General features: G+C 41.1%; 11 protein-coding genes. 5 read left to right on the top strand and 6 right to left on the bottom strand.

Annotation, left to right across the window (positions count from 1 at the left end; genetic code table 11):
• The first annotated feature begins 262 nt into the window (after nucleotides 1-262).
• Nucleotides 263-919 (top strand): phycobilisome degradation protein NblB, encoded by a 657-nt coding sequence (nblB, locus tag VB711_RS02605; protein WP_323284131.1) that lies wholly within the window; start codon nucleotides 263-265, stop codon nucleotides 917-919.
• Nucleotides 920-1452: 533 nt separating this feature from the next.
• Here nblB and VB711_RS02610 read toward each other — a convergent pair.
• The gene (locus VB711_RS02610) at nucleotides 1453-1722 is read right to left on the bottom strand and encodes a LapA family protein (RefSeq protein WP_323284132.1); all 270 of its coding nucleotides are present in this window, start codon (nucleotides 1720-1722) and stop codon (nucleotides 1453-1455) included.
• A gap of 72 nt (nucleotides 1723-1794) precedes the next feature.
• Nucleotides 1795-3225: a phosphoglucomutase/phosphomannomutase family protein gene (locus tag VB711_RS02615; protein ID WP_323284260.1), complete on the bottom strand. Its 1431-nt coding sequence runs from the start codon at nucleotides 3223-3225 to the stop codon at nucleotides 1795-1797.
• 106 nt (nucleotides 3226-3331) lie between these two features.
• On the opposite strand from VB711_RS02615, the gene VB711_RS02620 reads away from it, so the two are divergent.
• Entirely contained in the window at nucleotides 3332-4186 is an 855-nt protein-coding gene (locus tag VB711_RS02620; RefSeq protein ID WP_323284133.1) for a PD-(D/E)XK nuclease family protein, read from the top strand.
• Between the two features lie 8 nt (nucleotides 4187-4194).
• Here VB711_RS02620 and VB711_RS02625 read toward each other — a convergent pair whose 3' ends face one another.
• The 3 genes from VB711_RS02625 to VB711_RS02635 form a co-directional block, all read right to left on the bottom strand.
• Nucleotides 4195-5481 (bottom strand): hypothetical protein, encoded by a 1287-nt coding sequence (locus VB711_RS02625; RefSeq protein WP_323284134.1) that lies wholly within the window; start codon nucleotides 5479-5481, stop codon nucleotides 4195-4197.
• Nucleotides 5482-5849: 368 nt separating this feature from the next.
• A complete protein-coding gene (locus tag VB711_RS02630; RefSeq protein WP_323284135.1) occupies nucleotides 5850-7484 on the bottom strand; it encodes a transglutaminase family protein in 1635 nt (544 codons plus the stop codon).
• 104 nt (nucleotides 7485-7588) lie between these two features.
• Nucleotides 7589-8002, bottom strand: coding sequence for a DUF3782 domain-containing protein (locus VB711_RS02635; protein ID WP_323284136.1), 414 nt, complete (start codon nucleotides 8000-8002; stop codon nucleotides 7589-7591).
• 340 nt (nucleotides 8003-8342) lie between these two features.
• On the opposite strand from VB711_RS02635, the gene VB711_RS02640 reads away from it, so the two are divergent.
• From VB711_RS02640 to VB711_RS02650, 3 genes are all read left to right on the top strand, one after another.
• Nucleotides 8343-11201 (top strand): cation-translocating P-type ATPase, encoded by a 2859-nt coding sequence (locus VB711_RS02640; protein WP_323284137.1) that lies wholly within the window; start codon nucleotides 8343-8345, stop codon nucleotides 11199-11201.
• 143 nt (nucleotides 11202-11344) lie between these two features.
• Nucleotides 11345-12490, top strand: a complete 1146-nt coding sequence (recF, locus tag VB711_RS02645; RefSeq protein WP_323284138.1) for a DNA replication/repair protein RecF — start codon at nucleotides 11345-11347, stop codon at nucleotides 12488-12490.
• A gap of 177 nt (nucleotides 12491-12667) precedes the next feature.
• Nucleotides 12668-13081 (top strand): hypothetical protein, encoded by a 414-nt coding sequence (locus VB711_RS02650; protein ID WP_323284139.1) that lies wholly within the window; start codon nucleotides 12668-12670, stop codon nucleotides 13079-13081.
• 186 nt (nucleotides 13082-13267) lie between these two features.
• On the opposite strand, the gene VB711_RS02655 is transcribed toward VB711_RS02650, so the two are convergent.
• Nucleotides 13268-13420: a hypothetical protein gene (locus VB711_RS02655; RefSeq protein WP_323284140.1), complete on the bottom strand. Its 153-nt coding sequence runs from the start codon at nucleotides 13418-13420 to the stop codon at nucleotides 13268-13270.
• Between the last annotated feature and the right edge of the window lie 179 nt (nucleotides 13421-13599).

A 13599-nucleotide genomic window follows, 5' to 3' on the forward strand; every position in this document is an offset into this window, starting at 1 on the left:
GGCAGGGGGCAGGGGGCAGGAGGCAGGGGGCAGGAGGCAGGGGCAGGGGGGCAGGGGAAGCAGGGGAAGCAGGGGAAGCAGGGGAGGAATAAATCTTTTATTACCTATTACCTATTACCTATTACCTATTACCTATTACCTATTACCTATTACCTATTACCTATTACCTATTACCTATTACCTATTACCAATCCCCAATCCCCAATCCCCAATCCCCAATCCCCAATTACCAATCACCAATTACCAATCACCAATTACCAATATGACTATTTCTCCAGAATCAGTGAAGCAACTACTTAGTTCGGAAAATTTGGGCGATCGCCTCCGTGCAGTTAATCAAATTCGGGAACTAGAACCGAAAATCGGCTTAGAACTACTGCAAATCGCCATTGGTGACAGTAATGCCCGTGTCCGATACTCGGCTGTAAGTCAGATGGATACACTAGGATCACAGGATTTAGAATTATCGTTAAATCTTTTACGTCAACTACTCAAAGATCCTGAACCTGACGTACAAGCAGCCGCCGCAGACTGTTTAGGTGCGCTAAAATTACACGCAGCTTTTGAAGACTTAGAACAGCTTTACCATTCCAGCCCCGAATGGCTGGTACAATTCAGTATTATTGCCACATTAGGAGCATTGGGTGATCCGCGAGGCTTGGAACTATTAAAATTGGCCTTGGACTCCGATAACGGATTAATTCAAACAGCAGCGATTAGTTCTCTCGGTGAATTGGGAAATCTTCAAGCCGTTCCCTTGTTAATTCCCTACGCGACTAATGCAGATTGGCAGGTGCGTTACCGAGTTGTACAAGCTTTAGGCAATTTAGGTGGTGCCGAAGCAAAATCTATTTTAGCAACTTTGGTTGATGATCAAGTAGAAGCGATCGCTAAGGAAGCAAAACAATTCTTACAATGATCAACCCCCGTAAACCTGTAGCCAAGTAGTAACTAAAAAACTATCACTGTCCCAATGTCCGCTTTTAAAAGGTGTCGATAAAGCAATGTACTCTGATATTAAATTAGAATATCTAAGTAGGGCTTGCTGTTCGCGTAGCGTGCCGTTAGGCATAAAAGTCTTTTCGTTAGGGCTAGGAGTCAGAAGTCAGGAGTCAGGAGTCAGGAGTCAGAAGGAAGAATTAGAAGGAGATCAGAATAGTCTCGAATCTGGGTAAATGAACAGTTTTTGATGATTTCATCGCTTATTACTTGCACCTTCTCCAACTTTTCCAGCCTAAAACTGTTGATATATCTAGGTTTTTGGTTTATATGCCTAACGGCACGCTACGCTATCAGCAAACCCTAAGTAGATGAACAGAAAAATTTAAAGGTATGTGAAGAAAAGTAAAATCGCCCAAAACTCTCTTCCTGTTCCCTGTTCCCTGTTCCCTCTCTCAACGAATGAATTTAATTTTGTCCGACTACTTAGCGGTTTCATTCGTGAGAAAACTCCTAAAAATCCTCATCATCAATAAAAAACTCCGCCTCCTCATCAAGCCTAGATTGAGACTCACCCAACCCCCAAAAAGACTGTAAAACTGATGTACCAACCAAACCCACAGCAGCAGCAAAAGCCAATACCAACCCAAAGGGAATTTGTATAGATTGAAAAATCAAAAACCGCAAAGATACAGGGGTGGCATTTTGAACTGAAATAATAGCGATCGCTATCACCCAAACAGCTATAACTACAGATATGAATAAATTAATAAAACTTTTCATAACTTAAAAAATAAATTTCCCACAGATGTAGAGACGTTCCATAGAACATCCCTACATAGTTCCGATCAAAAACTATCCTAACTTAGCAATTTCACTCTCCATAAATTGAGCAATCAGGCTAAGTTTTTCCGGTGAGTTAGTTTCCATATACACCCTCACCAGAGGTTCTGTACCAGAAGGACGCAGCAACACCCAGCTACCCTCTTCTAAATACAGTTTAACCCCATCCTTCCGTCCTACTTCCTTCACCTTAATTCCCGCCACTTCTGAAGGGGGATTTTGGGTGTAAGCATCAATCACAGCAGTTTTGTGAGATTCCGTCAGGTGTAAATCCAAACGATTGTTATACAGAGGACCATCAGCTTCTTGAATAGCTTCCTCCACCAATTGACTCAGAGGCTTACCCTCATAAGCAATAGCCTCAGCCACCAGCATATCGGCTAGAACCCCATCCTTTTCAGGAATATGACCAATCACACTCAAACCGCCAGATTCTTCCCCACCAATCAAAACAGCAGTTTCCCGCATCTTTTCACCGATGTATTTAAAACCCACAGCAGTTTCATAAATTGGCAAGCCGTATTTAGCAGCGAAATTATCCAATAGGTGAGTAGTCGCCACCGTGCGGACAATAGCCCCAGTTTTGCCTTTGTTTTTGATTAAATGCCGTGCTAGAAGCAACAACACCGTATTGGGTGTTAACACATTACCTAACTCATCCACAATGCCAAAGCGATCGCTATCTCCATCCGTCGCCAAACCCAAATCAGCCTGATCAGCCTTCACGGCCTCCACCAACTCAACCAACTGTTCACCCTTGGGTTCAGGCATTCCTCCCCCAAACAGAACATCTCGCCAATCGTGGAAACTTTCTAACTGACAGCCGCAATTTTGCAGCACCTCATCCAAATAGCCGCGAGAGGTAGAATAAAGGGCATCATACTTGACCTTTAAATTCGCCCCCTTGATTTTTTCCACATCCAGCAAGGTGTAGATAAAATTCAAATAATCCGGTTTGGGATCGAAAATAGAAATTGAACCAGATGGATTGCTTCCCGGCAACTCATCCGAAGCACTTTCTATATTTGCCACAATAGTATCAGTAATTTCTGGAGTGGCAGGCCCCGCATAGTCTGGGATATATTTAATTCCACAGTAGGGTGCAGGATTGTGACTAGCTGTAAACATCAACGCCCCCGCCGAATTTAGGTGACGGGCATTATAGGCAATTACTGGAGTAGGGCAATCCCGATCAGTAATCATCACATTCCAACCCAAATCTACCAAAACTGCGGCAGAAGTGCGGGCAAACTCATCTGCTAAAAACCGAGTATCGTAGGCGATCAGCACCGGCCGATCTTTACTGTAAGCAGTTTCCAGATAGCTGGCGATCGCCCTTGTTACCTTCCGTACATTCGGGAAAGTAAAATCATCGGCAATAATCCCCCGCCATCCATCAGTACCAAATTTTATCTTACTGGAATTGGTGCGATGTTCGCTCATTTGCTTAACTTCCTTCCGTGCATCATCGTTACTATTAGGAAGCATCCCCCAAAGCGTGTGTAGCCGCAAGTATCTCCAAGGTAATTTCTCTCACTGGGTCAGAGCAATGTCAACCCCCGATCGTCCTTTCGTCAGTTATCACCTCTGGTCATTAGTTGCCCCCGCAACAGGGCAAGAACGTTGGCATTGCCAGATGAGACGCGGGTTTATTAAAGCACGGCAACACGAACCACAAGTTAAAACCCTCCTAGCCCAAGCCACACCACCCCAGCGCATTGGTATCTTAGCCCAAAAAGGCGTGTATGAGTTCCACCATCATCGACATCTCTTAAATCAGTCCGATGGAGTAGATAAGGTTGCTAAGTTACTAAAATTAAGCAACTTCACAGATCAGGTCAAGCAACGGGTATTACATATTTTGCAAAAATACCATAATTCCCCCTTGCTATTGGGTAAACGCATTCTCCAACTTACCCCCGGAGATGAAGGCTTTCCCAAACCCATAGTTATTGAACAGGAAGATTATTGTTTTCGGTTATATGCAGCTATGGACTGTGTTTTTATCGAGTCTGATAGCACCTTACATATTTTAGATTTTAAAACGGGTAAATCTGCCTTTGACCGCAGACAAGCCCTAGTTTATTTACTAGCAGCACATTATCTTTATCCCGGTAAAACAGCCGTTGCTTCGTTTTATAATTTAGAAATTGGTAAAAAGTCTGATTTGATTACTATTAATAATCATGAATTAACATCTTTAGAATTTGATTTAGCTAATATAGCTCATAAACATCAGGAAGATTTACATAAATATCAATTAGAAAATAGTAATTTTAGTCAAATATTCCCACCTAATCCCGGTAATCACTGCCGATTTTGCCCATTTAATTCTATTTGTGAATTTGCTGAATCTAAACCTAGTAATTTTTCTCTGATGCCAATTATTAAAAATATAAATTAGTTTGAGTATTAAGACAATTGCTTCAAAAAAGATAAATCAAGTTGACCAAAATGAATACTTAATGCCACATTTAACTGTTCTAATGAACCGACTAACCAGCCAATAGCACTGGTGTTATTAGATTCATAATGATTGAATAAAATAGCAAATCTGTTTTCTAAATATGGCTTAACTTTACGGCAAATTAACACAACCTTTAGCACCAAACCAATTGTCATCACAGTTCCTTGATTGCTAATTAAATCCAGGAAATTAAAATGCTGGGGTGATGCTTGACTATGGACAACCAAAAAATTTAATAGCTGACTACAAGTTCTGACAATTAAAAAATCACTCGGTGGCTGAGAATTAGCTTGTGGTAATGTATTTTGCAAATGAGTATATAATCGTTTATTAAATTGCCGCTTTCCATACTGGGCATCAACCGATGATATCAGATATTCATATAAATCATCTTTAAAAGCCCCAAAATTAGGTGACTGATTAGTATAACTCAAAAACTGTTGCGCTAATTCGTGATGGGTATAACCACTACTAGATTTACCAATAAATTGTCTAAGGGTCATATCAAGGTCGTTATCACTTAACAATGTTGGATTATTCACAGGCCGCAAAACCTGACTAGAATCAGAAGTACCAAATGTTCTGAGATTCCGACTGTTACGCACTTTGTAAGTTACATATTGCGATAAATCAATTTCAAACTTTTTCTGCACATCTTTCTGAAAGTTCCTGACTGTTTCTTGTTGTTCAAAAGTAGAATATTCACCCATTAAACAATGTTCGTACAAGTAAGGATAGCGACGAATTAATGCTACCAAGGGTTTACCATCGGTGCTAGTATTTGAGTCTTGAGATTGAGTTACTACTTGAGTAAAACGTTGCAAAATTGAATACTGTTCACCTTGAGTAAACAACTTCACCAGTTCATGCAAACGCCTAATCTCTCTATGACGTATACTACCTGCCCTTGAGCTAATTGGTAAAAAATCAAATAAGCCAATTAATTTAAAAATAGCATAATGGGATTGGGGTTGCATATGCCAGTGGTTAATTAAAATATGGCAGCAACGATTAAGGAAAAATTTAAACTCCTGGGGCGCTTTATCGGACCCTACAACTTTATATAGAGTTAAAAGAATGTTTGGTTCAGCATAATTTGTCCCGTTAATAAATAAGTTACGAAATCTCTCAAGCATTGAACTAGGAGATTCTGTCCTTACCAATTCCAGTAAATGCTGGTATATTATGTGTTCTTCTGGAGAACAGTTGTAACAGTAGTTGTAATTAGACATTCGCCTACCACTAGGTTTTGGTTGGGCGGTTATTGGGTTTATAGATTTTGCGGTCTGTGGCCTGCTCCAATTGTTCACGTTCCATTACCGTTTTAAAAAAGTATATATGTATGTTTTCATACAAAATTCCATTTATGTCAACTGTAAAACCACTCTAAAAGTGTGATTCTTTAATATGTTGACCTGTGACTTAGATCACAACTATTATTTTAATACGTGAATGCACTTATTTTTATCAAGTTAAGATGAGCTTTTCTTCCCATAGATTAATTTTTTGATTAAGTTAAGGGAAAATAGAGACAGGAGAAGGGCAGGAAAGGGGTAAAAGTATATTTAGTTGATTATTGCCTGCCTGTCACCTGTCACCTTTAAAAAGGCGGTAATTCTTTAAGAATTGTAAAACGGATATGATTAATTGCCAAATCGCCAATAGGAATATCTTCTTTGGTTAAGCGAGTCCCTTCGCTGATCAAGGTTTCAAAGGTCACACCTTTGCCAATTTCAATATGATACCAACATAAACCCATAAAAAAGCGTGTGGGATAGGGACCTCCATCACTGAGATCATCAGGATTTGACTCCATTGGCAACCAGCCGATATTCGGTATGTAGAACTCTAGCCAAACATGATTAAAATCAGGTTGCAGAGGAACACCTTGATGTTCTGGGTTGGGGGGACATTTATATCTACCTACAGTGCGGCAGGGGATGTCATTTAAACGGCACAGTGCCAATAGTACACCGACATATTCGCCACAGGAACCAACTCCACGTTCTAACACTATGTCAGGAGTGTCAATATAGGGTTTAATGCCATAAGATAACTCATCATAGACATAGTTACGAATACTGTACATTTTTCGTAACATATTTGTTTCTGAGCCAATTGCCTCACGGGAAGCACGACGGACAATGGTGCTGTCCATTGCTAAGTCATCATCATCTACTAAATAGCGATTTTGAAATTCTGATGGTAGTTCTGGCAGATTTTCTACGTCTCTAGGTGTGAGGCGATATTTAATACCGTAAACTTCCAGAAGTGCTTTCCAACCAAATATGTGTCGTTCGCCTGGGGTAAGGGCATCAAATTTAAAGACTGCTACCCGTTGTCCTTCGATAATTTCTTCTGTGAAGGGTAGTCCAATGGGTTCAACCTGTTTGAGTTTTTGGCGTTCAGTTTCCGAGGGGAGGGCGATACGCCATTCTACGTTGGGTAAATAAACTTCATCTAGGGGAGAAATTTCTTCAACATAGGACATTTCGATCAGATAACCATTGGAGAGGGTGTAGCGTTTATCTGGCTCGTAATGGTAATACAGGGGATGAATGAAAGTTTTATCGCGGAAGGTTAACTCATGGCTGGGGTCTGCATTGGGGTTATCCCGAATATAGGGTTCTTCTGAGGCGTAGGCGATGTAAAGAGTTTCTTGACTAGAATCGTCATTTTTATGTATGGCGATGCCTGTGGGCGATGCAAAGGGGGTGAGGATGCTGAATTGGATTTCTCCGGTAGCCCTATCCATAGAGTAGACTGTTTGCTCGGTGCGATCGCAAACCCAGAGAATTTCTTGACTAACCACCAAATTTTCTATTCCCACACCAGGGGCGTTAAATTTAGTAATTTCTTTGCGTGTATCCCGGTTAAAAACCAAAATACAGCCCATTCTTTGGCAACTGACATAAACGGTTGATTCCCAAACTGCAACACCATCAGCAATGTGAGGTAGGGTAACAAAATGCTCTAAACCTAAAGAGCCAAGCTTGCATAGGTAAACGCTGTTACTGCGTGTAACCCATAAGGTGTCATCCCATACGGATAAACCCGTAACTTCTTTAAATTCCTTGACTTGGTGCGGGTTAAGGATTCTACTGTTATCAGTGATGGGATCAATTTCCAGTAGATGTCCTTTAGTTGTATCGATCGCAATTAGTCTATCTTTGATGAAAGCAATACCATAGAGGGTAGCTGCGGTAAGCGGTCGGATTGTTCTTGTCCCAAACATCTGGTTAGCCGTCAAACAGGGCAGTGCAAAAGTTACTATAGATTAAGCATATAGCTATAGTTATCCTAAATTAAATCTGAATTGGACTATTTTAGCAGTAATACCTACCAAGCGATCGCTTGAAAAGTTGTAGCATTGATAATTTCCACGCTATCACCAGAGGGTTTAATCACATATAGCCCGCGTTTTTCAGCATAGGCATCAATACCGTCATTAATTTCTATTCCTGCCACCGCACCAAATACATTAAAGTTAGTATATTGAGGAAATGCTAATTTGAAGCGTTGTAATTTAGAAATAAAGTCATTTACATCATCATAAGACAAGCGAGATTTACATTCTACGGCAACCACATCGTTGTCATTATTTGCTAAAATATCAATTTCCATCGCTAGTCCTTGCTTATAAGTGCGAAATCTCGATGCTACCTGAGTTAAATTAATGCCCCGTTCTTCAAATAGTCTAAATACGGCAGGTTCAACTAACTGTTCTACAAAAATTGTTACAGGGTTGCTCATGCTTCTGCCTCCCAAACTGGCTTTATTTTGATGGTAACATTTGAGATCCCCCATTAAACTTCTTGCAAAAGTCGTGATTTTCAAATTCTTCTTTGCGTCTTTGCGCCTTTGCGTGAGCTTTTCAAGAATATTCTTGGCAACACCAAAGTATTTATGCAAGAGGTCTATTGATTCCACAGTCTGCGCCCCAACTTTTGATAATTGGGATAAATAACCTGTCTAAAGCCTTTTTCGCCTTTTCTATCTTTTCTGTCTATCCCCTTTGTAATTTTAGTTGATGGTTTTCTGTCCCTTACTAAATTATGATCGGATTTTGTAACCATTTTCTGTGACTTACACCATGTCTGCTCATTCTTTGCCTGAAGGTGCCGCCGCTTGGCATAGTTTAGAAGTTGATAAAGCACTAGAACTGCTAGATAGTAATGCAGACAGTGGCTTAACACCCCCAGAAATTCAAGAGAGGTTGCACAAATACGGCCCGAATGAATTAGAGGAACACGGTGGCCGCAGTGCTTGGGAGATTTTGCTTGATCAGTTCACGAACATCATGTTATTGATGTTGATTGCTGTAGCGATCATTTCTGGTGTTTTAGACTTGATGGCTTGGCAAGCAGGTAGCTTGAAAGTAGGAGAAGTTCCATTTAAAGATACGATCGCTATTATGGCGATTGTTGTCCTCAATGGTGTTCTGGGCTATGTGCAAGAAAGCCGTGCCGAAAAAGCTTTAGCCGCCTTGAAAAAACTCTCTTCTCCTTTGGTACGAGTGATCCGCGCTGGTAAACTAACTGATGTAGCCGCGAAGGAAATAGTCCCTGGGGATGTGATGCTACTGGAAGCAGGTGTACAAATAGCTGCTGATGGACGCTTAATAGAACAATCTAATTTACAGGTGCGGGAATCGGCTCTAACGGGTGAAGCGGAAGCTGTAAATAAACAAGCCACTTTAATTTTACCAGAAGAAACTACCCTGGGCGATCGCTTAAATGTGGTTTTTCAAGGCACGGAAGTAGTCCAAGGTCGCGCTAAGGTGCTTGTTACCAACACCGGAATGGGAACAGAACTGGGCAAAATTGCTGCCATGTTGCAGTCTGTGGACAGCGAACCGACTCCCCTCCAACAGCGCATGACCCAACTAGGCAATGTTCTAGTTTCCGGTTCTTTGATTCTTGTGGCGATCGTGGTGGTTGGTGGTACAATTCAAGCTAGAGGTTTTAGTACATTCCAAGAACTTTTGGAAGTTTCTTTAAGTATGGCGGTGGCGGTAGTTCCTGAAGGTTTACCGGCGGTGATCACTGTCACTCTAGCGCTGGGGACTCAGCGCATGGTACGTCGTCATGCTTTGATTCGCAAATTACCAGCAGTGGAAACCCTGGGTTCTGTGACTACGATTTGTTCTGATAAAACCGGGACTTTGACTCAGAATAAAATGGTGGTGCAATCCGTCTACACCAATGAACAAAATTTTCGGGTGACGGGTGAAGGTTATGCTCCCAATGGGGAATTTCAGTTAAATAATGAAAGTGTTGCTGTTGATGAATATCCAGAAATCTCGGCTTTGCTTGTAGCTTGTGCCGTTTGTAACGACTCGGTGCTGCAAAAAGAAAAGGGTGAATGGGCTATTTTAGGCGACCCCACCGAAGGGGCTTTGGTGACATTGGCCGGTAAGGCTGGCATTGAAAAAGACCAATGGAATAGTAAATTACCCCGTGTGGCTGAGTTTCCCTTTTCTTCTGAACGCAAACGCATGAGTGTGATTTGTCAAGTGGAAGAAGTGGCTAACGGTGAACCAGCTTTAACAGGACTTGACCCCGCCATTACAGGCTTTTTAGACTTTGAAAGTCATTTAATGTTTACCAAAGGTTCACCAGAATTAACTTTGGCTCGTTGTAATAAAATTCATTTAGGCAATCACTCCGTTGCTATTACCGAGGCACAACGCCAGCAAATTTTGGCAGAAAATGACCAGAAAGCAAGTCAAGGTTTACGAGTATTAGGTTTTGCTTATAAACCCTTAACAGAAGTACCGCCAGAAGGTGAAGATGAAGTTTATGAACAAGATTTAGTTTGGTTGGGATTGGTGGGAATGCTAGATGCACCACGGCCAGAGGTGAGGGCGGCTGTGGCAGAATGCCGTCAAGCGGGTATTCGTCCGGTGATGATTACTGGCGACCATCAATTAACAGCAAAAGCGATCGCTATTGATTTGGGAATTGCCGAAGCAGCTGATAGAGTCCTGACTGGTCAAGAATTACAGCGCATGACTGACCAAGAACTGGACGAAAATGTTGATCTTGTCAGCATCTACGCCAGAGTTTCCCCAGAACACAAACTGCGAATTGTCCAATCTCTCCAACGTCGCGGTAAATGTGTGGCTATGACAGGCGATGGTGTCAACGATGCCCCCGCCCTCAAACAAGCCGATATTGGTATCGCCATGGGCATCACAGGTACAGATGTGAGCAAGGAAGCCAGTGATATGGTATTACTAGATGACAACTTCGCCACCATAGTTGCTGCCACTAAGGAAGGTCGGGTTGTTTACACCAATATTAGGCGTTTTATTAAATACATTTTAGGCAGTAATATTGGGGAAGTTCTCACCATTGCTGCATCACCTTTAATGGGTTTAGGAGGCGTTCCCCTCACACCTTTGCAAATTTTGTGGATGAATTTGGTAACAGATGGTTTACCAGCCCTAGCCTTGGCTGTAGAACCCCCAGAACCAGATGTGATGAACCGTCCTCCCTTTAGTCCCCATGAAAGTATTTTTGCTAGGGGTTTGGGTTCTTACATGATTCGCATTGGTATTATTTTCGCTATCATTTCAATTGCCTTGATGTCATGGGCTTACAATCATACCCATGCAGTAGGATACCAGGGAAATCCTGAAGCGTGGAAAACCATGGTCTTTACTACATTATGTCTTGCCCAAATGGGTCACGCGATCGCTATTCGTTCTAACAATCAACTCACCATCGAGATGGATCCCTTTTCTAATCTTTTTGTCCTGGGGGCTGTAGTCGTCACCACAATTTTACAACTAATGCTAATTTACGTTCCACCCCTGCGAGCTTTCTTCGGTACTCACGAACTAAGTTTATCAGAGTTGGGAATTTGTATCGGTTTCAGCGCCTTAATGTTTATCTGGATTGAAGGTGAAAAACTCTTCTTCCGTTTTATGGGTAAAAGGACTGTGTAATTGGGTAATGGGTGATTGGTCATGGGTGATTGGTAACTGGTAATTGGATAATCTTGAAATCCGTGTCATCTGTGTAATCCGTTAAATCCGTGTTCGTAATTGGTGATAAATTAATTATTCCTCCCCTGCCTCCCCTGCCCCCTATGTACCTGAAAACCCTACAACTACGGAATTTTCGTAACTACCAAGACCAAAAAGTTGAATTTAGCGCTGCTAAAACAATATTGGTAGGTAATAATGCCCAAGGAAAATCTAATTTGTTGGAAGCGGTAGAATTATTAGCCACATTGCGATCGCACCGGATGGCACGCGATCGTGATTTAATTAAAAACGGTGAATCTATCGGCCAAATTAACGCCACCCTAGAACGCTCTGCTGGTACAAGTGAATTAACCTTAACACTACGTCAAAACACCCGTCGAACTGTGGCTATTAATGGCGAAACTGTACGCCGACAAATGGATTTTCTGGGTATTCTTAATGCAGTGGAGTTTTCTAGCTTAGATTTAGAACTGGTACGGGGTAGCCCAGAAATTCGTCGCAATTGGTTAGATACCCTGTTAATTCAACTCGAACCAGTCTATAGTCACATATTACAGCAGTATAATAAGGTGTTGCGTCAGCGAAACGCTTGTTTAAAACGCCATGTAGAGACATTACACGACAAATCCCTACAATCGGAATTAGCAATTTGGGATGCACAAATAGCGATCGCTGGCACACCCGTAATTATTAGACGCAACAGAGCTATAATCAAACTGGCATCCCTCGCCGCTACTTGGCACGCTAGTATTAGTGGAAGCACCGAAGCCCTGCAAATCAACTATTTACCCAATGTACCATTTTCAAAAAATGATTCTGTTGGACTCGCTGCTATTAGAGAAGAGGTACAACAAGCCTTTTTGAATAAAATTCAACAGCGATCCGTTGTAGAATTGCACCGAGGAACTACCCTTGTCGGACCTCACCGCGATGAAATAGAATTGAGTATTAACCAGACACCTGCTCGTCAATACGGTTCCCAGGGTCAACAGCGAACATTAGTTTTAGCTTTAAAATTAGCAGAACTACAGTTAATTGAAGAAGTCGTCAAAGAACCACCCTTACTCTTACTGGATGATGTTTTAGCCGAATTAGACCTATCCCGTCAAAATCAATTACTCGATGCCATTCAAGATCGATTTCAAACGTTAATAACTACCACTCATTTAGGTTCTTTTGATTCTCAATGGTTAAATTCTTCCCAAATTCTTTATGTCAAGTCAGGGGAGATAGTTATAGAAAATTAGGGTATAAAAATAAAATAACAAGTTTTATAGTTTAGTTTATCTTTTATAAAAAAATAAATTCTCTTTAAAATCTTCAGCTTTTATTTATCTCAAATACCAACCTTATTAATAAATAGAGTAACCCTAAAAATAAATATTAAAACAATAATCAAAATTCTGATTTCTATCTCCTGCTATATGAACAAAAAAAAACATATTTTCAATAAAAATGAAATTGCATCACTAGGAGCATCATTAAGAGCAATTGAACCAAAACTGCTAAAACAATCACAAATACAAGGTAATTTAAGGATTTGGTTTCAAGGAGGAGAACCTTATTTTGATGTTTTTTTTGAGTTAAGCAATAACGAAATTACATGGTTTCAATTCACGTTACGGGGTAAATCTCTTTCTTGGCATAATAAAAGTCCTATCTTACAAACAGGAATTACCAATGAGTTCAATTTAGATGATGGAGGTTGTTATGCAGCTAGTAAGATTTTAGAAAATGACGATATCTCTGATTTAGAATTTATTAACTTAGTAAAATCTATTTTTCAGGTAAGAGCAGAAGAAGAAATTTTTGCCAAAGCCTTGTCTTTATTTAATTAGCAGCAGTTATTACTAATAATTTATCCTAATTATAATTAAAATCGTCTTGATAATTTTAAACTTAGCCTCAATAATTGAATACAATAAAGCAGTTGCCAAGTACGTGAGAAGATATAGCAGGAGGCAGGAGGCAGGAGGCAGAGGGCAGGAGGCAGGAGGCAGGGGGCAGGGGAGGCAGGGAAAGGATTAGTGATTTCGCAACCAAGGTGATAGATTATTAATCATATTCACCAAACCGGATAAAACTTGGTTGTACTTTGCATAAACTTGTCTTGCCATTTCTACATCCATGTAGTTACATTTGACAGCAAATTCAATCCAGGGAGAGAGTTTCGGCAACTTCAGCCTGTCTTCGACACCCTCCGCGAACAGCTAAATTAGCACAATATGATCTTTGATCTTTATGATCTTTGATTGCTTGTTTATTCACCGTTTTCCCTCCGTTTTCCCTCCCCTGCCTCCCCTGCCTCCCCTGCCCCCTGCCTCCCCTGCCCCCTGCCCCCTGCCCCCTGCCCCCT

Source organism: Cronbergia sp. UHCC 0137 (genome assembly GCF_034932285.1).
Taxonomy (GTDB): Bacteria; Cyanobacteriota; Cyanobacteriia; order Cyanobacteriales; family Nostocaceae; genus Cronbergia.